Annotated in this window: 20 protein-coding genes; 8 read left to right on the top strand and 12 right to left on the bottom strand. The window is 36.8% G+C overall.

Translation table 11 applies throughout. The features are described from left to right. Window positions 1-216 precede the first annotated feature (216 nt). Window positions 217-678, top strand: a complete 462-nt coding sequence (locus CG11_RS19720) for a carboxypeptidase-like regulatory domain-containing protein (protein WP_052598561.1) — start codon at window positions 217-219, stop codon at window positions 676-678. Here CG11_RS19720 and aroQ read toward each other — a convergent pair. The 5 genes from aroQ to CG11_RS19695 form a co-directional block, all read right to left on the bottom strand. After that, window positions 675-1,088, bottom strand: coding sequence for a type II 3-dehydroquinate dehydratase (aroQ, locus tag CG11_RS19715; protein ID WP_052598560.1), 414 nt, complete (start codon window positions 1,086-1,088; stop codon window positions 675-677). The genes CG11_RS19720 and aroQ overlap by 4 nt on opposite strands. A gap of 3 nt (window positions 1,089-1,091) precedes the next feature. Further along, a complete protein-coding gene (locus CG11_RS19710; RefSeq protein ID WP_052598559.1) occupies window positions 1,092-1,817 on the bottom strand; it encodes a metallophosphoesterase family protein in 726 nt (241 codons plus the stop codon). A 4-nt stretch (window positions 1,818-1,821) separates the two neighbouring features. Continuing rightward, window positions 1,822-2,496, bottom strand: a complete 675-nt coding sequence (locus CG11_RS19705) for an SH3 domain-containing protein (protein ID WP_052598558.1) — start codon at window positions 2,494-2,496, stop codon at window positions 1,822-1,824. A gap of 63 nt (window positions 2,497-2,559) precedes the next feature. After that, window positions 2,560-2,820: a NifU family protein gene (locus tag CG11_RS19700; RefSeq protein WP_052598557.1), complete on the bottom strand. Its 261-nt coding sequence runs from the start codon at window positions 2,818-2,820 to the stop codon at window positions 2,560-2,562. A gap of 126 nt (window positions 2,821-2,946) precedes the next feature. Beyond that, complete coding sequence (locus tag CG11_RS19695; protein WP_052598556.1) at window positions 2,947-4,041, bottom strand: Mrp/NBP35 family ATP-binding protein; 1,095 nt, start codon at window positions 4,039-4,041, stop codon at window positions 2,947-2,949. A gap of 147 nt (window positions 4,042-4,188) precedes the next feature. Here CG11_RS19695 and CG11_RS19690 point away from each other — a divergent pair, with 147 nt between their 5' ends. The 3 genes from CG11_RS19690 (at window position 4,189) to CG11_RS19680 (ending at window position 7,621) form a co-directional block, all read left to right on the top strand. Then, on the top strand, window positions 4,189-5,457 hold the full coding sequence (locus tag CG11_RS19690) for a hypothetical protein (protein WP_052598555.1): 1,269 nt from the start codon (window positions 4,189-4,191) through the stop codon (window positions 5,455-5,457). Between the two features lie 139 nt (window positions 5,458-5,596). Then, entirely contained in the window at window positions 5,597-6,871 is a 1,275-nt protein-coding gene (locus CG11_RS19685; RefSeq protein WP_052598554.1) for a DEAD/DEAH box helicase, read from the top strand. 138 nt (window positions 6,872-7,009) lie between these two features. After that, window positions 7,010-7,621, top strand: coding sequence for a hypothetical protein (locus CG11_RS19680; protein WP_052598553.1), 612 nt, complete (start codon window positions 7,010-7,012; stop codon window positions 7,619-7,621). 36 nt (window positions 7,622-7,657) lie between these two features. On the opposite strand, the gene nth is transcribed toward CG11_RS19680, so the two are convergent. The 5 genes from nth to CG11_RS19655 all read right to left on the bottom strand — a co-directional run bounded on the left by nth (window position 7,658) and on the right by CG11_RS19655 (window position 13,156). Beyond that, window positions 7,658-8,323 (bottom strand): endonuclease III, encoded by a 666-nt coding sequence (gene nth / locus CG11_RS19675; protein ID WP_052598552.1) that lies wholly within the window; start codon window positions 8,321-8,323, stop codon window positions 7,658-7,660. A 66-nt stretch (window positions 8,324-8,389) separates the two neighbouring features. Next, window positions 8,390-9,136, bottom strand: a complete 747-nt coding sequence (locus tag CG11_RS19670; RefSeq protein ID WP_052598551.1) for a 5'-nucleotidase C-terminal domain-containing protein — start codon at window positions 9,134-9,136, stop codon at window positions 8,390-8,392. 263 nt (window positions 9,137-9,399) lie between these two features. Beyond that, entirely contained in the window at window positions 9,400-10,518 is a 1,119-nt protein-coding gene (locus CG11_RS19665; protein WP_052598550.1) for a hypothetical protein, read from the bottom strand. 2 nt (window positions 10,519-10,520) lie between these two features. Further along, window positions 10,521-12,287, bottom strand: a complete 1,767-nt coding sequence (locus tag CG11_RS19660; protein WP_052598549.1) for an HSP90 family protein — start codon at window positions 12,285-12,287, stop codon at window positions 10,521-10,523. A 281-nt stretch (window positions 12,288-12,568) separates the two neighbouring features. Continuing rightward, window positions 12,569-13,156, bottom strand: a complete 588-nt coding sequence (locus CG11_RS19655) for a hypothetical protein (protein WP_052598548.1) — start codon at window positions 13,154-13,156, stop codon at window positions 12,569-12,571. 537 nt (window positions 13,157-13,693) lie between these two features. Here CG11_RS19655 and CG11_RS19650 point away from each other — a divergent pair. The 4 genes from CG11_RS19650 to CG11_RS19635 all read left to right on the top strand — a co-directional run bounded on the left by CG11_RS19650 (window position 13,694) and on the right by CG11_RS19635 (window position 15,837). After that, on the top strand, window positions 13,694-14,035 hold the full coding sequence (locus tag CG11_RS19650; RefSeq protein ID WP_052598547.1) for an iron-sulfur cluster assembly accessory protein: 342 nt from the start codon (window positions 13,694-13,696) through the stop codon (window positions 14,033-14,035). Window positions 14,036-14,460: 425 nt separating this feature from the next. After that, the gene (rpmI, locus tag CG11_RS19645; protein ID WP_052598546.1) at window positions 14,461-14,655 is read left to right on the top strand and encodes a 50S ribosomal protein L35; all 195 of its coding nucleotides are present in this window, start codon (window positions 14,461-14,463) and stop codon (window positions 14,653-14,655) included. Window positions 14,656-14,787: 132 nt separating this feature from the next. Beyond that, entirely contained in the window at window positions 14,788-15,132 is a 345-nt protein-coding gene (gene rplT, locus CG11_RS19640; RefSeq protein ID WP_052598545.1) for a 50S ribosomal protein L20, read from the top strand. Window positions 15,133-15,375: 243 nt separating this feature from the next. Continuing rightward, on the top strand, window positions 15,376-15,837 hold the full coding sequence (locus CG11_RS19635; protein ID WP_052598544.1) for a GyrI-like domain-containing protein: 462 nt from the start codon (window positions 15,376-15,378) through the stop codon (window positions 15,835-15,837). A 63-nt stretch (window positions 15,838-15,900) separates the two neighbouring features. On the opposite strand, the gene CG11_RS19630 is transcribed toward CG11_RS19635, so the two are convergent. Together CG11_RS19630 and CG11_RS19625 are read right to left on the bottom strand one after the other, a co-directional pair. Further along, on the bottom strand, window positions 15,901-16,140 hold the full coding sequence (locus CG11_RS19630; RefSeq protein WP_052598543.1) for a hypothetical protein: 240 nt from the start codon (window positions 16,138-16,140) through the stop codon (window positions 15,901-15,903). Between the two features lie 189 nt (window positions 16,141-16,329). Next, a complete protein-coding gene (locus CG11_RS19625; protein ID WP_156039836.1) occupies window positions 16,330-24,363 on the bottom strand; it encodes a T9SS type A sorting domain-containing protein in 8,034 nt (2,677 codons plus the stop codon). Between the last annotated feature and the right edge of the window lie 240 nt (window positions 24,364-24,603).

The following is a 24,603-nucleotide window of genomic DNA, read 5'->3' as shown; positions in this document are numbered from 1 at the left end:
TTAATGAATCTTATTGGTGGAATTTAGCGTTGTTGCTACAAAGTAACTCCCACAAAGTAATGATTGAGTCGATGAGCGACACACCTAAATTGAATCATCACCTAACATTCAAATTAGATGCACCTTGCGAAAGATTGATTTAGTCTCCAACTAAATTTAAACTTTTATTAACAGTTCTCCAAAATTCTATAGACTACAGCTAAACCCATTTTGCGTATGAAATATTTTACTTGTCTTTTTTTTCTATTCATCACTTTAATAACATCTGCTCAACATTACGGAGGTTTAAGAGGTTATCTAATGGAAAACTACACTCAAGAACCAATCCAGTATGCTTCCCTTTACTTACAACGCAATGGCTCTTTAGTTGCCCAAGCCCGTACGGATGTAAATGGAGGTTTTCTTTTCATAAATATAGAAGCTGGCTCCTATGATTTGATTGTTTCTAAATTAGGATTTTCGCCATTAAAAATAACCGATGTTACTATTGTTCCTAATAAAATTTTGAGATTAACCGCAACAGTTGAAGCCCATGGCTTTGATCAAGACACCATTGTTTTTACATATAATGAATTCCAAAAAACTACTACGTCACAGACACAACAACAGATTAAAAAACAATGCACTAAGCGACAACTTCGAGCTGCTAAAAGATTGGAGCGAAAAATCACACACTAAAGCCAATAACGCAAAGCTAGCTCATAACTACGTAGCCCAAAACCAGAAATACTGCCAATACAATTGGGAGCAATAAAGGAATGATGGCGTACTTTTTCACGTGCAAACACATTAGAAATATGCACTTCTACAACAGGTGTTTTAATTGCAGCAATAGCATCTCCCAATGCTAAAGATGTATGCGTATATGCCCCTGCGTTTAGAATAATTCCATCCCAATCAAAACCGACTTCATGTAACTTGTCTATCAAATGTCCTTCTACATTGCTTTGATAATAGCTTAACTCCAACTGAGGAAATAGCTTTCGTAACGTGGCTAAATATCCATCAAAGGTTGTTGTCCCATAAATCTCAGGTTCTCGTTTACCCAATAGATTTAAATTAGGGCCATTGATAATTAAAATTTTCATACACTATTGGATTGATGGAAGGTCGCTTTGATGCGCTCCTACTTTAGTTATCTTTTCTATATTGCGTTGGACATATAACAAGTTGTTCTTCGTCTCTAAGGCGCACAAATAACCTAATCCATCAACAGATTTATAGTAGCACCCTGCATCAATATTCACAACAGCTTGTTCTGCTTCTACTACCTTACTGATTTGGCTTAATGCCATTGTGGTATGTCCCTGTACTTGTTTTTTACTCTGAATAGAATCGTTTGAGATCTGCAACGATTGATTGTGAAAATAAGCCCGAGTATCGGTAATCGGTCTAGGTTCTTTCAACGTAAATCCCATATGAGAAAAAATATGAGTTGGTGTTTCTATGAAATAAGGCATCTGTGCACAAAAATCCAAGTAGGCATACAAATCCCCTTGCATTAAGTCATCTGAGTTGTACTCGTGCAAAAAGTTTTCGAAAAAATCCATTCCACAATCGTAAGCGGTTAATAAATTGTGCTCATGATTTCCTTTGATACAATACAATTCATACTCTAACTCCAACTGCATCAAATAATCCAGTACTTTCTTGCTGTCTTTGCCACGATTAATCAAATCTCCTAAAAAAATCAATTGGTCAGATTGCGTCAATTGAATTTGTTCTTCTATCAGAGCTTTTAACGTGTCGAAACAGCCGTGTACATCTCCAATAACTAACTGGCGCCCATCGGGTGGCGCTGGTAGATATATTCCCATGTTTTTATAATTCTATTAATGGATACAAACCATGCCCAGAAATCCAGCCTTGTGAGTCACTTCCATCAAGTACTTCTACTCGAAACCAAGTATTCCGCTGTTCTAATACCCCAACCGCAACACCTCGTTGAAGTGCTTCTCCTAATTTTGGGCTTTCTACAATTGGTTGTTCGTGCAAACCTGTAGAGTGTTGTACCATTCGAATAGCCGACCATTCTTTCTTAGAATCCAAAACAACAGAATGCCCTACATTATCGGTAAATTCTGTATCACACTGTGCAGAAGGCAAGGTTGCCAACTGAATAATCATTGCATCGCCTAATATTTTAAAATACCCCTTAAAAGCAGCCTTTGTATTGGTTGGGTTGTAACATTGTACCTCTATAGGATTTTTGTTTCCAATGATACCTTCAAAAAAGAAAAGACAATCTTGCACATTCTTTGCCTTAGGGTCTCGATACACACCTGTTAACTCTTTGCCTTTGATACCAATTTGAATCTCATAATAATCTCCTGCGATTGCATATACATCCATTTTATCCAATTCGGATTGTGTCCAAGACGTTTTTATTGGAGTTTCTTCTACTATTGGCGGTTCTGGCTTTCCTCCACAAGAAGTAAAGCCTCCCATAAGGCAACACCAAACCCATAAAAACCACTGAGAATAAGATGGATGCATAAAATAGTTTTAATCGTTTATGGATAACATAAGAGAACCAATTGTCAATACTAGTCTTTGAATTTAAGCAATAAAAAGTCCATTAACAGCCTCTACTGCTTTAATTTCTGGTACAAAAGACAAGATAGTATGTTCGACACCACCTTTCATTGTCATAGTACTCATCGAACAAGTTTCACAGTTGCCCAACCATCGGAAACGAAGGACCATATCATCCGTCAATTCAACGATTTCGATATCTCCGCCATCTATTTCTAAGTGAGGACGCAACGTAGTTAATGCTTGTTCTACTCGTTGTAAAATTTCTTCTTTTTCTAAACTCATAATATTATTTTTTGATGCAACATTCGCATAATAATTCGTTCAATGATTTCCTGTTTCTATAACATCACTCTGTTAAAACCACGCAGTAACCGTGTAAAAAAGGTTCATCATTTATCGAACAAACTACTAAGTAGTCTTAACGACTTTTGTTGCTTCTATCATTTCATTTCTTACTGCAACTTGGCGTAATACATTTTTAGCAACATTCAAGAAAGCCTCTTTAGAAATAGGTTCCTCACCTACTGCCGCAGGTACTCCCTTATCTCCTCCTTCTCGAATTCCTTGAACAATTGGAATTTGCCCAAGTAGCATGGTATTTGCTTCTTTTGCCAATCGCTTACCGCCCCCTTCTCCAAAGATATAGTATTTGTTATTAGGCAACTCTTTAGGAGTAAACCAAGCCATATTCTCTACTACACCCAAAATTGGCACGTTAATATTTTCCAATCGGAACATGTTCATTCCTTTAATTGCATCCGTATACGCCACTTCTTGTGGTGTTGTTACCATAACAATTCCTGTAACAGGTACCGTTTGCACTAATGTCAAGTGAATATCTCCTGTTCCAGGAGGCAAATCTAGAATTAGATAATCCAATTTAGGCCACAAACACTCTTGAAAGAACTGCTTAACAATTCCTCCCAAACGAGGACCACGCAACACAACTGCCTGTTGCGGTTCAATCATATATCCAATTGAGATCGTAGGGATCCCAAACTTTTCAATTGGAACCATTTTAGGCTTTCCGTGAACATCTTGAATCTTAGGACGTTGACCTTGCATTCCTAACATTGTCGGAATAGATGGACCATACAAATCAATATCCATCAATCCTACACTAGCTCCCATTGCTTTCAAACTCAATGCTAAATTAACTGCTACCGTAGATTTTCCTACCCCTCCTTTTCCTGATGCCACTGCAATAATATTTTTAATATGTGGAACAGGGCTTTGAGGTCGATTCGTTTCTCCTCCTTCTCTAGGCTTAGAATGTACATGTACTTCTGCTTCTGGATAAACCGAATTAACAGCACCAATACAGGCAAAAGTCAATTGATTTTTGATCGGAGATTTTAAAGAGGGAACAATGATTGTAAAACTAATATCCTTCCCTTTTACTTGTAAGTTTTCCACCATACGTACACTGATAATATCCTGTCCAGTATCAGGATCATTAACTGTACGCAAAGCTTCTATAATTTTTGATTTGTCAAATTCCATTTTATTCTTGCTTCATTTTTGAATCCATCGATTCACAAAGACCTAATTGTATTTTTCTAAACTTGTATAGAATAGAACAAAGATACAAATTTATAGTTGCAATTTTATAACTTTGTTTAGAACTTGTCTAAATATAAAACCAATAAAATGCACTACTTCTTATCCCTTGTTATTTTTATCAGTATTTGCACTCTAAAAACAAGCTGCACGCCTGCCAAAACAACCTCCAACAAAGCTAATAACACTACTATTTCCACATTAGAAAATTGGTTGTCTACTCCTATCAATGAGCGCAAGCCTATTTCTGAAGAGCCTTTTTACAATCAAAATAGTACCAAACAAGATATAAAAGAGGCAAAAAAATTACTATTTAACGACATAACCCATCAACGATTTGAGCAGTTAAAGAAAAATTGGGATAATAAATTATTCTCTTACCAAGAATTTAGCATGCCTATTCAGATCAAAACATTTGGAAAAGCCCCAGTTGATGGACACTCACTTTATATTTCGATGCATGGTGGTGGTGGCACTACTTCTGACGCAAACGACCAGCAATGGAACAATCAAATCAATCTTTATCAACTTAAAGAAGGTATTTATGTTGCTCCACGTGCACCAACCAATACATGGAATCTTTGGCATCAGGCTCATATTGATGCCTTGTTTGAACAGTTAATTCAAGCTGCTGTTCTTGTTGCAGGAGTCAATCCTAATAAAATTTATTTGACAGGATACTCAGCTGGTGGTGACGGTACCTTTCAACTAGCTCCTAGAATGGCGGACTATTTTGCCGCAGCAGCGATGATGGCAGGACACCCAAACGAAACTACTCCCGATGGTCTTAGAAACTTACCTTTTGCTATTTTTATGGGTGCTAATGATGCTGCCTACGAACGAAATGCACGGGCTAAAGATTGGGGTATTTGGCTAGATAGTTTACAAACACTAGACCCTAAAGGTTATGTTCATCAAGTACAGCTGGTTCCCAACAAAGGACATTGGATGGATAGAGCAGATACCATTGCGATGGAATGGATGGCTCAATTTACAAGAACTCCTTTGCCCAATAAAATTGTGTGGAAACAAGATGATTGTCATCATCATAATTTTTATTGGCTTGGAGTTCCCAATCAATACATTCAAACAGGCAAACGAATCGTCGTTGAACGTAAGCATAACACCATCAATATACTCGAGAACTATAGCCCTAAACTATCTATTTATCTCAACGATGAAATGCTAAATTTAGACCAACCTATCATCATTCAATACCAAGGAAATAAAATATTTGAAGGGCTTGTCTCTCGAAAAATCAAAACAGTCTATCAATCCATTACACGGCGATTGGATAAAGATTTGACATTTTGCAGCGAACTCATTGTTGACTCCAATTCAAGTGTTATTATACCATAAATGCTGTTCTTATATCGTATTCAATAAAAATCGAAAAGGCTACTCTTTGCAGTCTACTTTTTTTACTTCCAATATTTCGATTGTTTTTTACTTCGACTTCTTTGTGAAAAGCTTATCTTTGTAAGCTAAAAAAGAAATCATGAAATTTTCAGAATATAATATTAGCCCAGAACTTAAGAAGAATTTAAACAAACTAGGCTTTAAACGTCCAACAGACATCCAATTTAAGTCCATTCCCTATATTTTAAAAGGGGAAGATGTCTTGGCTATTGCACAAACAGGAACTGGAAAAACAGCTGCTTATGGTATTCCAATCATTCACAAACTACAAACTTGGAAAGCCAAAGCACGTCGCAAAGATGGCATCAAGTGCTTGGTTATGGTGCCAACACATGAATTAGCCATTCAAGTGACCGAAGTGTTGAACAATTTATCCAAACATACGTTAATAAAAGCGATTTGTATTTTTGGTGGTGTGGAACAAGATCCCCAAATTGCACTACTAGAGAAAGGGGCTGATATTTTAGTAACGACCCCTGGACGTATGTTCGACTTGCGCAGTCAAGGACACTTAGATTTGCATCGTGTAGAGACCTTGATCTTAGATGAGGCAGATCATATGTTAGACAAAGGTTTTATCAAAGATATAAAAGATGTCCTGCGTTATTTACCCAAACGTCGTCAAACCTTATTCTTTTCAGCTACCATCGACAAAGAAATCAAAAAGTTAGCATATTCTTTAATTCAGAGCAATGCCATTCGTATTCAAATTGCCCCCAAGAATCCAGTTGCCAAAAATGTAGACCACAAGGTTGGGTTTATCGAAATGGAGGACAAACGTTATTTTTTAGAACGTCTGTATAGAGAGCAAAAAAATGCTAAAATACTGGTCTTTGTACGGACAAAAGTTCGAGCTGAACGCTTGTTAAAAGCAATGGAACGAGTCGATATTTTTAGTCGAACCTTGCATGGCGATAAATCGCAAAAGGAACGAAGTTCTGCATTAAATGACTTTAAAAGTGGTAAAATTCGTTTGCTTATTGCAACCGATGTCAGCGCCAGAGGAGTAGACATTCCAAAAGTTGAATATGTTGTCAATTATGACTTGCCAGAACAAGCAGAAAATTACGTACATCGTGTTGGTCGAACTGGTCGGGGTAATAATAGAGGAAATGCTATTTCTTTTTGCAGTTCTGATGAAAAGGAGTTGTTAGCAGAAATTGAGTTTTATATTGGTGGCAAAATTGAGGTCTTAAATATTGACAAAATAGATTATGCCGATACACTTGACTTTACCAAAGATACCAAAGGATTGGATTGGAAAAAGTTAATCCAAGAAGATTTAAAACAAATTGAATTAGAACAAAAACTATACGGCAAAAAACCTAGTAAGAAAAAAAAGAAACGTCACTAAACCTGTACTTGAGTAGCTGTCCAAAAGTGTTCCTCTTTGACAACTTGAGCTAAAGCTTATTTGAACTCCATAATTTTCTAAAAATTGTTCTTTGATAACTTCCACACCATTCGGAACTATCAAAAATCATCTATATTTATGCGTTCAATAGAAAAAAAAATTCGGTCTTTACTCTTTTCTTCTTCAAAAGAAACTCAAGATTTGGGTTGGCTTTTGGACAAGTCTCAAAATCACGGTAGAGTTAAGCAAGCACTAGAAGTTGAACATGCCGACCTCTTGCGCCAAACAGCAAGTAGGGCAATCGAAGAACTTTTGCTAGCGACTCATATTGTATGCAATCAAAAAAATACCACACAAATCCATGTCAAAAATCTTCCCAATGTTCGATCACTAAGTTGTCAAAAACATCATCAGTTGCGCAACTTTCATATTTCGAACTGCCCCAATTTGACCTATTTATATTGTTGTAATAATGATCATCTCAACCAATTAAATGTCGAACAATGTCCTAGTTTAATCTATCTAAGTTGTGTCAACAATCAATTAAACCAACTACAAATTGAAGCTCCTCTCCTCACCCACTTGTATGCCACTTCTAATCATCTAAGTCATTTTGACCTCAGTCCTTATCATAAATTATTTGGTCTAGATTTTACTAAGAACCCTTTACAAACACTAAAAATGACCCCTTTACAAAAAACAACCCTACGCCCCAGCCTTGAAACATTTACTCAGATTATCGCTGTATAATCTTTTAGAATTGCCTTTGAGGTAGAATGTGGTCACTTATTTCTTTTTTGCTTGCGCCTTGTCGTATTCTTTGAACATTTCTTTGCGACCAAAATCTTTACAGATAGGGCATTCATAAGGGTTGTGCCCTCGTGCGGGACAATATTCTCTTCCAAAGAAGATTATCTGCAAATGCAACTTATTCCAGCTTTCTTTGGGGAATAAGCGCTTTAAGTCTTTTTCGGTTTGCGCTACATTTTTACCATTCGTCAATTTCCAACGATACCCCAAACGATGAATGTGCGTATCAACAGGAAAAGCAGGCTCTCCAAAGGCTTGAGACATCACAACCGAAGCAGTCTTATGCCCAACTCCTGGCAGTTCTTCCAGTGCCGCCATATCTTGGGGCACCTTGCCATCATACTTTTCAATTAATATTTTAGAAAGTTCTGAAATAGCCTTAGACTTACGAGGAGACAAACCACATGGACGGATAATTTCACGAATCTTATCTACTTCTACAGCTGCCATATCTTTTGGGTTGTCTGCTAAATCAAAAAGTGCAGGCGTAACCGTATTGACACGAGCATCGGTACATTGAGCAGATAACAAAACGGCGACCAATAACGTATAAGGGTCCTTATGATCCAATGGTACGGGAGTTTCTGGATAAAGTGCCTCTAAGCGCTCTTGAATCGTTGCTACAATTTCAGCTTTTTTCATGTTTTATATTTTTTAAGAATAGCTAACTGTGTTGCTACTACTTGGTCGTTCATTTGTGTCAAAAGTCTACTTTAAAACAAAAATACGTTTACTTAGGTTCGCATCTAGTTTTTTACCAGCTTTTGTTTGCTCTTGAACATATTGAAGGATGGCATCTCTAAACAAAACACCCGTAGGAATTTGTTTTTTGTCTTTTAAAAAAGTGCATTTGTCTCCCCCATTAGCAATATAATCATTGGTAGCAAAACTATAAATTCGATCATTTTCTACTTTTCGACCATTAATCCGCACATCCACTGCTTTGTTTCGGTGCGCTGTCATTTCTATCTGCTTGCTTAGAGGCCAACCGCCATTGGCAGCAATATGATTAAACAAAGCGGGCAGTTCGCTTCCTTTCATCTCTATTACGACCAAAAGATTATCAAAAGGCATTAATTCAAAAATCTTTCCTTTTGTTACGGGACCTTTAGGAATAGAAGTAATTCTCAAACCTCCATAATTCAAAACAGCAAAATCAATTTTACGATCCAAATAATCCTCGCATTTTTGATGCACCAAGTCGGTTGCCCAATTCCCTAAAGTAGACTCAGGTTGTGCCTTTGTCAACATTTTTGCCATTTCACCAATAACGGTATTCATCTCCTTTTCCATATCTTTTTTATAAGGAGCAATCAAAGATACTATACTGGTATCCTCCCCTTCTATTGTCTTGATTTCTTGGTAGTGATTATCTGATTTTACCAAATGTACTTGTGGTTGACAAGACACAAAAAATAAAATACAGCATAAGGATATAAAAGTAGATTTAAACATGATTGATGCGTTAAACATTGATGACATTAATAAGCTGCTAGCATAACATACCTAACTAACAACCAACTTTTTAATCTATTAGACTTTTATTTTTTTAAGCCTTTAGAAATTAGCAGCCCCATAATAACAAAAAAAAAGCACCTGCAAGAAGCTTGTACTTTCTTTTTTATCTTTATGATGCCTTGTCCTAATATAGTGTTACCACTACCAAACATCTCTTAAAACCTTCCTACCTCAAAAATGTTATGTATTAATCAACCAACTCAAACAAAGGCTTCAAACCACTTTTCTACTTTCTCAAAATAATCGTTCAAAAAAGTATTTCGATTTCGGTTGTCCAACAGACTTGCATGTTTGTATGCTGTTTCTCTAAACCATTTTTGTAACGTTGCAGCATCATAGGAGTTTTCCTTTAATGCTGTGACAAAATCCGTCGTTTTGGAGTTCACCTGTATTTTCATCTCCTTATGCCCTGCCTTGATATACGCTTGCATAAACAAAGCACAACTAAAATAAAAATCATATACCTCCCCGCTAGAATTCAATTCTAAAGCAAAAGAAAGTTGTTTTTGCATCAACTTTCGTCCTTTTAAGAATTCTTTTTGACAAGCATGGTAGAGTAATAAAACCGAAGCTTCGTATAAATCTGGTGTTGAAAAATCCAAATGCTTGTACGTGGATTGTACGTAATGCCCTGCTTTCTCCCATTCCCCTGTTCTCATGCTTGCATACGCTGCTTTTGGAAATGTTGTATGAGGCACAACATGACAGGTCAATCGTCCATCTAGAATAGGTTGGATGCACTCCATCATACGGTCGTATTGTTCTGCTACTAAGAACACTCTGGAAATGTTATTAGGTTGACAAGCGGCACAATCATCCAACATACATGTTTTAGTGTCATTAAAATAGCGCTCTGCTAATTCCAACGACCTTTCAACATTTCCTAGCTGTGATTCTCGTTGCGCTTTAAAATAATTGATTACCCGATCTCCTGTTCCAAATTCTTTGAAACGGCGTTCAAACTCCTGAAACAAGCCTTCTATTTTTTCGAGCGAGATCGTATGAAAATCTGTCAGTGAATTAATAATCCACTTGAATGTCCACAAGACTTGTATGTATTTAAAATAGTTTTCTTTGTTATCACATTCATTCAAAAACCAAGGAAACATTCCTATCGCTTCTTGATATTGATTCAAAAAGACAGACTGTCGAACATAAGACATTCGGGCATCAAATTCCAAGTGTACATTCTTAAATGCTTTAGCTTTTTGGATACACTTGAACGCCAAATCTCTATTTTCAAATGATTCTTTAGCTCCTTCTAAATGCTCCAAAGCCAATTCTAAATCTTCTATGCTTTGAAGATTTTGCCAATTCATACTTATAGGGTTTTGTTTAGTAATAATAATAGATTGCGATTCATAGCATCCAACTCCATCTGATTGAGAGGATAATGCCCCATCAACATCGCATTGATATAAACCGTTTCGAGAAACAGCCGCTCTTGTCCTTTTTGGTCTTGAAGAATTTTTTGAACAATTGGATTCTTAAAATTCAAAAATAACTTAGAACGATACGACTGTGTTTCTTGAAAAAGAGAATCCGTTACACTTGACCAAAGTGCGTTGCTGTTGTCTTTAATTTGATTTAGGTCTCGATTTCGTAAGGTTTCTTGTGACAAATGGAATATAGCAGGAATTTCTTCCGGCAAATACTGTTTCAACTCCAGCTCACAATCAAATGCTGCCATATATTCTTGAAGTACTCCCAATTGATCAGCATACAAGTCATAATCTTCCACCGCCACATCTTGCAAAATATTACCAAAATAATTGACATCAATACGTTGGTACAAAGTATTCGTATCTTGCTGTTTTAGGCGTTCTAAAAGCTCGGTATCGTAAATATAGCCAGCATTAACTACCAATTGTCCATTTGCTCTAGCAATCGGCACCAATTGACGAAATTCATCCAAATCGGGAACAAACAAAACTGTCTTACTTTTTGTCTTAATATCCTTAATGGTATATTCTCCTTCTGTCGTAGGCAAGACAAACCAATTGGCAATAAATTCTAAAAAATTGGTATCCGCCAAAGCCAGCGACTTGAGCGCGTTGCTATGCGTCTTAAGGATGTACGTAAGCTGTTCGGGATGCTCAACACTCAGATTTTTTAAATAATCTTTTATGCAATTGCCTAAATCTTCTTGCACTTGCTGTGCTGTCTCATTTTTATAAATTTCTTCTCTAGACGCTGTTGGAGATAAGTTTTTGGAATTCACAATTCCCCGAACAAAAAACGCCCAATCTGGCAGCAAATCTTGTGCGTGATCAGTAATAAACATATTTTTAATATAAACATGGTTATTCTGAATGGCGGCAAAATGTACTGGATGGGGCAAAATATAAGCTACCCCAGTTGTTTGCCCAGTACGATCAGACAATTCGATATAATTAGAAAAGTTTTGTTGAAAAACAGTTCGTCCAAAGTTCAAAATAGCATCGCCATTTTTCTGCTTTTCCCAAGGAAAACTACGTCCTATAGTAGCCTGAGGATGACCATTCACTTCATAATGAATCGGTATTTGTAAAAATGTTCCATACAGTTCCAATAAATGTTGAATTTTGGAAGGATTCAAATCCAATTCGGGTCTCAGTTTTAAGATAACACGTGTCCCGACAAACTCTTCTGGTGGAATAGATACAATTGTCTCGTAGGTTCCGTTGATGTGTCCAACCCATTTTACTGTTTCAGTTGCTTCTTTTACCTGTGTTTTTACTACAATCTCATCACTAACCATAAAACAAGACAACAATCCAATCCCAAACTGCCCAATAAAATCATCGGTTTGGCCTTGAACAACATCTATTGATTTGGAGCTAGAACCTATTTTTGATAAAAACTCTTCTACTTCACTCAATGTCAAACCAATTCCATTATCACTCAAAACCAAGCCTTTGCCTTCATTATTTTGGTAATAATCTACCCGAATATAAGGCTCAAAGGCTTCCATTTTTCTTCGAGCTTGGATGGCATCAACAGAGTTTTGAAGCAACTCCCGTATAAACACCTCCTTTTGGCTATAAAGATTATCAGATAAAATTTTTAATATTCCAGTCAGGTTGACTTGAAAAACAGAAGGTTCCATGATTTAGATTCTTTTGATTGAAAATAGAATACAACTCATTTTGAGACGATTCTAGGTAAATGTTTTTTTGAGCACAAAACATAGAAACAACATCTTGTTCAAAATAATTCCACGGTTATTGAAAATAAATATTTAACGCCCACACAATAGCCGCTCAATTAAGTATTATTATAAAAATAAAAAAGCTTAATTTAGAGTGGCCCTTTTATCGCCTTCTACTCTAAATTAAGCTTTGTAATTAGGATTGGTTTTGTATCCTACTTATTGATATTTATTATCTTTTAGTTGAACAACACGCCCACTTCTTTCTTGATTGCTCCCAATGCTTGAATATAGCCAATTTGTGGATTTTGTTGCAAATAAGCAACCAAAGCATCTAAAAAATCTTTTGCAGAAGGCACTCCTTCTTGTCCTTTGTTCTGATGCTCGTTCATCAAGTCGTTGTATATTTTTTGACAAATTTGAGTCACTTCCTTTTTAGCCAACAAAATGATATTCCACAAATCATCTGTCATATATACTTGCTGTGTAATGTTGTGATTGAACTCCTCCTCTACTTGCAAAACTAAAGCCGTCTTGTACATCTCTGCTGTCATATTAGGAGTGGCATCTGTATTCGTTACCAACTGCCCTATTTCCATTCTAGAGCAAAACAAAGTCATGCGTTCATAGGCTTGCAAACGCATGGGTAATAAGGTCTCATTTGTTGTTTTTAATAAATCGACTCTTCTATTTTCAGCATCACGTGCCAATAAGCCTTGTACAACATCTGTTTCTCGATTCAGAAAAGCACGCAAGACCAACCAAGCTGTCAAAAACACAAAAAGTGAAGGCAATAATAATTTTAATATTTCAATCGTAGCTTCCATATATAAGTATAAATATTTATAGTTATTTTCCACCCTTAAACGTGAGCGATGCAAAGATAATAGGTTGTTTTTTATTTTTTAATAGTTCGTTGTTTTTTTATCCTAATCTCTTTTGGTCTTAGAGGTATAAAATGTCATTTTTTCGTCTTATTATTAAATAGTATCTTCAGGATAAGCAATTAAACGCGTTTTAAGGCGTATTTTTGTACGCTTTTATATAAAAATGCAATGAACTAATTTTAGTTACACTGTGTTTAGTATATAATTTGTATATTTGTCGTTAATACTTCGTTGAGTATTCCATAAACAAGTTATGCTGATAATTATAACCCAATACAATTTTCAACGGAGTAATGTGTCGTAATAGTTTGTTAATTATTTCTTATTTTTTGACAAACTGTTGGGTAAAACGCATCTAATTTTACAAACAATCGTATTATTATCAATAGTCTGTTGCTACATCATAATTAATTTGATGGTTATTTTTTTTAAAAGAACTAAAACCAGTAGACTGCTAATTATATAAAATAAAAAATTATGACTGATTTGGAAACTCCAGTAAAATTAACAGAAGGAGCGATCACACAGCTAAAGAAGATCATGGCAGAACAAAACGTTACAGACAAACACGGATTGCGTGTAGGTGTCAAAGGTGGCGGATGTTCTGGATTTACATATATTTTGGGTTTTGACGAGAAGAAAGAAAATGATGATGAATTTGAAACAGGTGGACTTCGTGTTATTATGAACAAAGCACATGCAATTTATTTGGTAGGCATCGAGATTGATTTCTTAGATGGCTTACAGAATAGAGGGTTTACCTTCAACAATCCCAATGCAAAAGAAAGCTGTGGATGTGGAACTTCATTTTCTGCATAAACTTAAAAATGCTCCTAATACATCAACAATAAAGGTGTTGCTTAGTTAATAAGCACAAAACGAACCGTTAAAAATGCATTATCGTGCAAACTTTTAGTGGTTCGTTTTTTATTTTAGTAGTTCGTTGATTACTTCGTGAGCGCTTCGCTTTTAGTTAGCTCCCTGCGGTCGTGAGATCGCTATCGCTTAGTTGTTTGCTTTTTTACCAAAAAGATAAAAAAGCACATTTATATTAGTTTGATAATAAAAATTTTAACACAAAATGCAATAAAATAATAATTTATTAATTATCAACTGCGCAGCACTCACGAAGTAAACTAATAAAGTTTTTCAACGAACTATTGTTATTTCCAAGCAAAATCATTATCTTCGCAACGCTTTTTAATAAACCATTAGGGTTTCCCTAATATAAAGAATTCGTTATTATGCCAAAAATGAAATCACATTCTGGTGCTAAAAAGCGTTTCAAATTAACAGGTTCTGGCAAGATCAAACGTCGTAGAGCTGGTTTGCGTCACATTTTGACTAAAAAGTCGAAAAAACGTAAATTGTTAGCAGGACACGATGCTCTTGTACACAAACATGATGAGAAACGTATTAAGGAATTACTTGCTAAGTAATTTTAAGCATTAAAGAAGTGTAGGAGTTTATCTCCATCGTGAAAGATTGAAAACAGAGGACAAGTGTGGGCGTCTTCTTTGCCTAGCACCCCTGCTTTTCAAATTAGTTTATTTTTTTAAAATTTAATTAGTATGCCACGTTCAGTTAATTCTGTTGCATCAAGAAAAAGAAGAAAGAAAATATTAAAGCAAGCGAAAGGTTACTTTGGTGCTAGATCAAAAGTCTACACGGTAGCCAAAAATGCTGTTGAAAGAGGTTTACAATATGCTTACCGCGACCGTAAACAAAAGAAACGCAATTTCCGTAGCTTGTGGATCACTCGTATCAATGCTGGTGCTCGTGAGTATGGACTTTCTTATTCTCAGTTCATGCACAAGTTAAACCAACAAGGTATCGAGTTGAACCGTAAAGTTCTAGCTGATTTAGCAATGAATGAGCCAGAAGCTTTCAAAGCAATCATCGATGCAGTAAAATAAGCGTAATAACCTTATTATAAAAAGCGTTCAGTCCATTGGATTGAACGCTTTTTTTGTTTTTAGTAAAAACATGATCAACTACCTACCCACCTTTTTATAAATTCTACTCACCTACTGACACAGGGCTGTCATCTTGTACTCCTACTTTTGGGATGAAGAATAAATCTTCATTAGGAATTATACACTGCAACAAAAGCTTTTAACTTTTTGCAGCGTATTAAATATTATCAAAAATAACACATCATGCAACAAGAAACAATTGCCCCTTTTCAAATTATTGGTATTGCTGTTCGCACAAGCAATCAAGAGAATCAAGCAGCCAAAGATATTCCTGCACTTTGGAATCGATTTATCTCTGAAAACATTATGGAGAAAATTCCCAATAGAACAGGATTAGAGGTTTATTCTATTTATACAAATTATGAAGGAGACCATACACAACCCTATGACACTATTTTGGGCTGCAAAGTAAGCACCTTGGATGAAATTCCTGAAGGAATGATTGGGCAAGCATTTGAAGGTGGTAAAATGGCTAAATTTACATCCAAAGGAAATTTGGACGATAACATTATTTATCAGACATGGTTAGAGATTTGGAATACCGACTTAGATCGTAAATTTACAGCAGATTTTGAAATTCATGGACCAAAATCTATGGATCGAGCCAATGCAGAGGTTGATATTTTGGTAGCTATACATGAGTAGATTTTAATTCTAGGAAAGCTTTAGAGGCTTTCCTAGAAAGTTCTTTATTTTTTGAACGATTGATTACTTATCTTCTTTTAATAACGCCTTTAATTCCTCAATTTCCACATCCCGAGCTGCCTGTGTTTCGTGGTAAACAGCCTCTATATTCTTAATTCTACAAATATAATACGCCGCAAAATCCTTTACCCTAAATTGATAGGCATTTCCTACCATAGCTTCTTTGTCTTCTAATTCTTCTACTTTCATTATTCCAGTTTTTCCAACTAAAGAAGCATCTTTGGAAGAAGTTTTAACTTCCATGACAATAAAACTTGCAGAAGAAGTACCACTAGTATACTACATATCAATAAAATGAGCAAGATAAATCAAAGATTACATAAGTAATTTTTCATATCTGTTTAGGATTTAATCAGCGATTCTCGATTTGCAAAAAATAACATATGAAATTTATTTTACAAACCGAGAATTGCTAAAAAACAACACAGCATATTATTCTTTAATCAATTTAAACACCTTTACTTCATTTTCAAATTGTACTTTAACCATATAACTGGCAGGCACTAGATCCGTAAGGTTCAAATTCAAGAACTGAGTTGGCTCATGATATTGTTCCCAAAGCATCTGTCCTAATGCATTCATGACTTGAATATGAACTTTTCCCTTAGGCATTTCAGACAATTCAATTATCACCTGATCTTTGGCTGGATTAGGATACATCACAATCGTTGCTGTACTTTTGTCCACTGTTAGAGCCCTTATTTCCGAATAAGAATACAAGCCATTTGCCTCCAATTGTTTTAATCTAAAGTAATGCGTTCCTTCTGTTAAGTTAGGTACCTCATAATAATAATGCTGCAAGGTGTTTTTCATGGCTTGACTTTCAACCCAAGCAATTTTTTCAAACGTAGGTGTTCCTGACGAAGGCATAGCTTGCTCAATTTCAAACCCTACCACTCCAAGTTCTTCAATCGCCTTCCAATTTAATAAAGCTGTATTTTTATTTTGTAATTGAGCCGTAAATTCTAATAATTCAATTGGCAAGAAAATATTACTACAATCAATATCTACCTGAACCGCTTCAACTGCCTTACAACCTAAATTAGTACGTGCTTGAATAAAATAAGTACCACTAAAACCGACATCAGTAGGATTGTTGACAGGAATAGTTACTACTGAATCTGTCCAATAAGAAAGTGTAGCGCCATGCAATGTGCTCCCTGAAGTCACCAATGGTGCTGTAATATCTACCGTTGGACAAGCAGTTGCAGGATTGGTAATATTCAACTGAGGAACAGCACCTACTGTAATTTGCACTTGGTCATATCCCGCATTGCAAATATTACTTCCAGAAACATTCCATCTTAAAACATATACCCCAGGAATCAAACCACTCAATGTCGAAGCAGCGTTATTAATATCTCCAAAGATAGGTGTATTCGGTCCTGAAACAACAGACCACTGATTCGTTACAGAAGTTGGCTCAGCCTCTAGTACCGTTGCTGTATTACAAATAACTTTGTCATCTCCTGCCTCTATAATAACTTCTGGTTTGGCATTCACAACCACTTCATCTATAGAAGTACAACCTCCTAAAGTTACTGTCAAGCGATAGATTCCAGATGTCCAGTAGTTAGGAATCGTTTTATTCGGTTGTGCCACACTTCCAGAAGATAAAAGTGTACTTGGTGACCAAGTATACGTTGCGCCACTAGTTGTATTAGTCGAACCTAATGTAACCACATCTCCAACACAAGCGTTGATGTCGGTACCTGCATCTGCAATAACTGGTGTGCCATTAACAACATTAACCACTAAACTTGTCGAATTGGTACAGCCAGAAAGTGTATCAGTAACCGTCAACTGATATGTTGTTGTAGCATTTGGAGAAGCTATGGGATTAGAAATAGCTGGATTACTCAAACCACTTGTCGGACTCCAATTATATCTAATATTATTATCACTCATAGCAGTTCCTATCAAGGAAGAACTTCCAGAACAAATCGTTATATCGTTCCATGTTGGTACAGTAGGAGTCGTTCCTATTTCTACTCGAATGGTGTCGGTATCTGAGCAACCTGTTGCATTATCAACTACCGTTACCACATAAGTAGTAGTAGCACTCGGTGTTGCGATTGGGCGAGCAATATAAGGATTGTCTAATCCCGCAACAGGCGACCAAGTATACGTATAATTCGGCATGGCAACACTTCCGATAGAAGTAGCATTCCCTGGGCAAATGCTTGTGTCTCTTCCTGCATTCGCAACTGGTGGGATAGCTGTTCCTACCTCTACAATAATATCATCTGTAGCGACACATCCCAATATAAGATCTGTTTCAACCAAAGTATATGTTGTTGTTGCTGTTGGGCAAACATTGGTTGTTGCATTATTGGGCAAACTTACTCCTGTGTTAGGCGACCATTGATAGGATTTATTTGCTTTGGCAGGAATACCTATTGTAGTACAACTCCCATTACAAACCAATACATCACCTCCTAAATCAATGGTTGGGTTTAATACTGTTACTTCCATTGTATCCATTTTTACACAGCCATTATTAGAAGCCATAACAACATATGTTGTCGTTGTTGTAGGGCTAGCCATTGGCTGTGCAATATTGGGGTTGTCTAACCCTGCGCTTGGATACCATGTGTAAGTTGTTCCTGTTTTGGCAGGAGTACCAATTAATGAACGTTCTCCATTGCAAATTACGACATCGTTTCCAGCATTAGCGACAGTAGTTGGTCTTACAACAACAGTATCGTCTACAGAACAAAAATTAGAGTCATAAACTCTTACTATATACGTCATTTCTGATTGAATGGTAGCCGTTGGCTGTGCAACAGAACTAGAACTTAAGCCAGTAGAAGGGATCCAACTGTATGAATAGCCACTAATAGCGGCTGTCCCAATTTGAGCCGAAGAGCAAGCCGTAACATCTGGTCCTGCGTCTGCAATAGGGTTAGACCGTACAATCACTCGAACAGTATCACTTGCCATACACCCCGCAGCGTCTGTCACTAGTAAGGTATACAATATATTACTATTAGGACTCAATCCTTCTATATAAGCCCTATTGGTATTCGGGTCATCTAATCCAGTCGTTGGGCTCCAGCTATAAGTATACCCAGGCTTCGATGAATATGGTCCTATTCCTGCAAACGAAGAATTAGCACAAATCGTTTTGTTACTCCCTGCATCTACTGTTGGCAAGTCTCCTACAAACAAAACTACATCGTCCTCATTGGTACATCCTGTTATGGTATCTGTAACCATCAAGCTATAAACCGTTGTATCAGTTGGCGTTGCTGTTGGCTGAGCTAAAGTAGAATCATTTAGTCCTGTAGCTGGTGACCAAGCATAAACCAAGTTAGGGCTACCTACAATACCTAGTGTTGCCGAACCTCCCAAACAAATATTTTGGTCATTTCCTGCGCCAATTGGTGGTGCATTATTAGAGGATATTTTGACTTTTATTTCATCAACAGAATAACAACCAATGCCTTCTATGCTTGCAATTAATTGGTAAGTTGTTGTATTGGTTGGGCTAGCAATTGGTTGGGCAATATTAGGATTACTTAAACCTGTTGTTGGCAGCCACGTGTATGTCACACCTGCAACAGCTGGCGTTCCAATTCTTACTCCTCCTCCTCGACAAATACTTACGGAATCAACTCCTGCATCAGCAACAGGTGCCGTTCTCTCTGTAAAGGTAATAGTATCACGTTCTATACAACCACTTAGGGTATCTGTTACTGTAAGGTAATAATCTGTGGTAATAAAGATAGTATCTGTAGGTTGTGCCTCATTAGGGGCTCCCAATGCGTTAGCTGGTTCCCAAGCATAGGTTCGGTTCGGTAGTGCCGATGTTCCCAATGTTATAACTGCTCCATCACAAAACTCTGCATCTTCTCCTGCATTTGCGCCAACAGCACGCACAACGACAATCATCGTATCTCGTCCCGAACAACCTGTGGCATTATCTGTAACTTCTAGAACATATAATCTTGAATGGTCTAATGTTGCGATAGGGTCGGCAATACTAGGGTCATTTAGGTCGGTAGAAGGAAACCATTGATACGAACGTCCTGCAACAGGACTCGTCCCAATCTGCACACCAACGCCTATACAAGCTATCGTATCGTTTATTTGTACTTCTGGTAAGCTGGTATTACTTCCAAAAACTTGGATGCTTTGAGAGCAAGTTATAGCTGGATCTAATTTATTAGTAATTGTCAAAGTATAAATACGATTATTAGTAAAAGTACCTACAATGGAAGTGTTTGGCATATTTGTGCTACTTAAATCTGTAGCAGGCGACCAACTAAATAAATAATTGGCAGTGTCTGTAAAAGTAGCACTCAAAGTAGTATTTGCCAACGAATCTCCAATGGCACAATTTACATCTGAATCTGCTGTTAAACTAAAGGCAGGACAACCACAATTGGCTGTTACCAATACTTGATCCGTACAAACTATTCCATTTCGAGCAACACTCAGTTCATAAATAGTATTAACCGTAGGGTTAACAATAGGCTCTGGAACAGTAGGCGTTGTCAAACTTGCTGCATCTCCTGAGACCACAGACCATGAATAAGTAGCCGTTCCTCCCGACTCGTCTGGCGTGCCGATTGTTCTAGGTCCACAACCATCAATGCCAGCATTGGCACCACTTGCCGTCACTTCTATAGATGATGTCGCTACACAACCCGAAGCATTGTGAATCGCTGTTAAACTATAAGTTAATGGGTTTGGATTGGGAATACTCGTTGCTGTAAAAGTTGGTTGTGCGATAGAAGAGTTGCTCAGGTACAAATTTGGCGTCCATTCATAACTATACCCTGCCAAGCTTGGTTGCCCTAAGGTGACACTTGTTCCCAAACAAGTCGTTTCATTGCTTCCTGCCGTAGGCAAGCTTACTGGAGTTACCTCAACGTCATCGACCAAAGGACAGCCATTCGGTCCTGTAACTGTTACGGTATACGTTGTTGTGCTGACGGGGTTGGCTATTGGTTGCGCAATAGAAGGATCGCTCAAACCTGTTGTGGGAGACCATGCATAAGTCAGTATTGTTGCTCCTGCTGGCGCAGGACTTCCGATTCTGACACCTGATCCTTGACAAGCAAATACATCTGGTCCAGCAGAAGCCGTCATTACATTTACAAGGGCTTGATCTTTGTGTATGCAACCATTGGCATCCGTTACTTGTACCGTATATACCGTAGAACTTGTAACGGTAGCGGTTGGTTGTTCAATAGTCGGATCATCTAGCCCAAGTGTTGGAGTCCATGCATATGTGTACCCTGGAGTTCCTCCTGTTGTTGGAGCACCTATTTGGATACTTCCACCTGTGCACACCAATAAATTATCACCCCCATCTACGACAGGAGCTTGATCACTCGTTACATTGATAACAGATTCATTAGAATAACCTATAACATCCCCACAGGTATTCAACACAACTCTTCTATAATAAGTAGTTATTGTCAACTCTGGTGGCAAATAATCTTTGCCTGTAGCTCCTGTAATAATCGTCCAATTTCCTCCTGCTATACTATCTTGCCATTGATATGGAAAGGATGGAGAACCTGGAGTATGATTATCAAGAACATTATTTCTTAATACAGTTGGGAACGCAGTCATTGTATTACCTCCAATCAAAGGCTCTACGGTCGCTTCTCGACATACAGTCTGTGATAATGGCAATATGGTGTCTGGCTGGATACTGTCTACACAAGGAGATAATTTTAAAGCAAAAATATCTTTACCTCCTCCGTAAATTGTCTGTATGGCACCTTGCGTGACAGGAAAATCTACCGATTTGGTTCCTCCGACTATATAAATATCTTCTCCAGAAACAACCATTTCAAGCCCATCTAAATAAGAGTCGTCACCACTTCCTCCTATCAATGTACTGTACAACAAGGTTCCTGTAGAAGCATCTAGTTGAGAGTAATAAAAATCACCTTCTGTCGTTTGCCTATGAGTATTTTGAAAAGCAGTAACCGTAGTCGGATAAGTATTAAAAGAACTAAGCGTGCTAAAAAAATTGGTTCCTCCCAACAAGTGTATTTTGCCATTTTCCAATCTCACGTTATCACCCAATACATCTGAGGCATTTCCTCCTAAATAGGTTGCATACTCAAAAGTATTGTTTTGATTAATTTTTACAATTGCCCAATCATCTCGCCCCCCACTATTCGATTGAGCAGCTCCTGGTGTAACAGGGAAGTCACTAGATCTGGTCTCTCCTACAATATAAATATCTGTTCCATCTATATACAAGTGATCATCTCCACTAAACTCACTGCGGCTTCCTCCAATATAAGTACTGTAGTTAGGATAGCCTGTTGACAAATTTAATCTAGAGAAAGTCCAATCGAAAGAACCACCTCGACTTGTTTGATATGCCCCTGCTGTTGTTGGAAAAGTAAATGAAGTACTGTAGCCTAAAATAACTAGTTCATTGTTTAAAATGGTATAATCTAATAACCCATCTATTCCATATCCAGCAAAATAAGTTGCCCAATCCGCTTGTCCACTTGAATTGAGTTTTACGATAAAATTATCCTCGCTCGCTCTATAATTAGGTTGAAAAGCTCCTGCTGTTGTAGGAAAGTCTGCAGATTCAGTCCGTCCCAATACATAAAAATCATCGCCTTCGACTATTCCCCTATAACCTACAAAAACACTAAGGTCTTCTACATCTCCTCCTCCTATGTAGGTACTATAAAGTACATTTCCTAATAAATCCATTTTAACAGCAAATAAATCTCTATAACCACCACCATAAGTAGTTTGAAATACTCCTGCCGTTGTTGGGAAATCATTAGAAGTTGACACTCCCAAAAGGTATAAACTATTGTTTTTAATTTCAAAAGACTTTATCTCCTCATATCCACTTCCTCCTATATAAGTTGCAAATATTGGATCTAGCACATTGTCCAATTTTAGTATATAAACGTCTTGTGAACCTCCACCATAAGTTCTTTGGAAAGCTCCTTGTGTCGTATAACCAACAGCACTAGCATCAATTCTTCCTAATGCAAAAACGTTTGTACCATCAAATACTAAATCATCTATATTAAATTCTGGAGAAACCATTGCCACTTCTTCTACTTGATGACCTGCCGTATTGTAGGCAAGGATAAAGTTGCTACTTCCAGATAGATTATTTAAAGCATTCTTGGTGGAAGGAAAAGTTGTGTTATCACCTGTGCTACCTTCTACATAAAGCATATTATTTCCTGTGTGATAAATACCTTGAGCAAGTCCATCATAGTTTCCACCTCCTAAATAAGTAGAATATTCTAATTGCAAATTTGAGTTTACTTCTAGGAAAAAAGCATCGCTACTTCCTCCTCCATAAGTAGTTTGATAAGCACCTGCCGTAACTGGAAAATCCGTCGATTTAACGGAACCTTCTACGTACCACGTTCCATTTTGAAACATACTCCAACCTGTATAATCTTCATCATTTCCACCAATAAAAGTAGATACCAACAAATTACCATCCTTGTCTAACTTAGAAAAGAAAACATCTGTTGAGCCACCTCCATAAATTTGTTGAAAACTCCCTGCTGTAGTTGGGTAAGCTATAGAAAGCGTTGTTCCATGAAGATATAGTTCCTCATTATGCACTCCTGATGAACGCAAATTATCATTTCCTGCGCCTCCCAAATACGTGCTCCACTTTAAAATTAGGGGATCTATAATTAATGGTTTGTTTTGATTATAATCTTCTAGTATTTCAAACCCAATATAGTTGCCATCCAATCGATATTTTGTACTTATAGCTACTTCTTGCCCCTCAATCATTTGATAAGCGTAAGGCGCCTTCTTCACCATTTCCCCCCAAGGAGTATTATAGACTAGATTTCCTTCTTCATCCAAACGAATTTTTTCGATTCCTTCTAGTTCTATTCTAACATTTTCTGATTTAGCTTTGGGGTACAAAATAATATCATACTCTAGTCCTTCCCTTGCACTATAAAAGCGTACATCTGTATTTGGATAAATATCTTTATACCAAACTTCCCCCATTGCACCAATGCGTTCTGCTTTTAAACTCCCTAAATAATAATTGTATTGAGCTTCTTTTTCCTCTTTTCCCAATATTTGACTCTTACTATTAGCACCGTCAAAATGCATATTCCAAACAAAGCCTTTAATACTACCTTTTTCTTGAGCATAAGCTTCTTCTACTTCTTTTATTTTTAATAAAGCCTCCTCTTTTGTTTTACTCGCTTTTTCAATGCTATCTAAGTTAGACCGCTCAGGGATATTGCACTCTGTTAATGCCCCAAAGCTGATTTTATCCTTTAAAAATCGAACTTGTGTTTTAGCAATCTCTGCTTGATAAAGAATAGCTTCCTCCCATTGTCCTTGATTAGAAATAAAATCAATTTTATCTGGGTAATTTTTTAACATTATTGGAGACTCCTCTATTGTTTTTTGAGCCGTCCCATCCTTTATTAAGCTGAATAATAAAATTAAACATATAAAGTAAATCTTTGAGTTCATTTGTGGTATTTTGAATTTATTATCTTGTTGTTAATACACCTTATAAATTGTAATTAATAGGTTGTTTATCAAATTATTAATAGAGCACAAACTAACCTAGTGTGCTACCAATACTCTATAAACCAACAAAAGTAAAACCTCTACCACTATCATAAAAGTCAAAAATAATGTCTTTTTCAGCAATTCAATCTTTTTCAATAAGTATAAGAAATTGGTAGCCAAAACATTGTACTACACAAA

Origin of the sequence: Aureispira sp. CCB-QB1 (genome assembly GCF_000724545.1) — a bacterium.
Taxonomy (GTDB): domain Bacteria; phylum Bacteroidota; class Bacteroidia; order Chitinophagales; family Saprospiraceae; genus Aureispira.
This window is presented reverse-complemented; position numbering and strand designations above follow the sequence as displayed.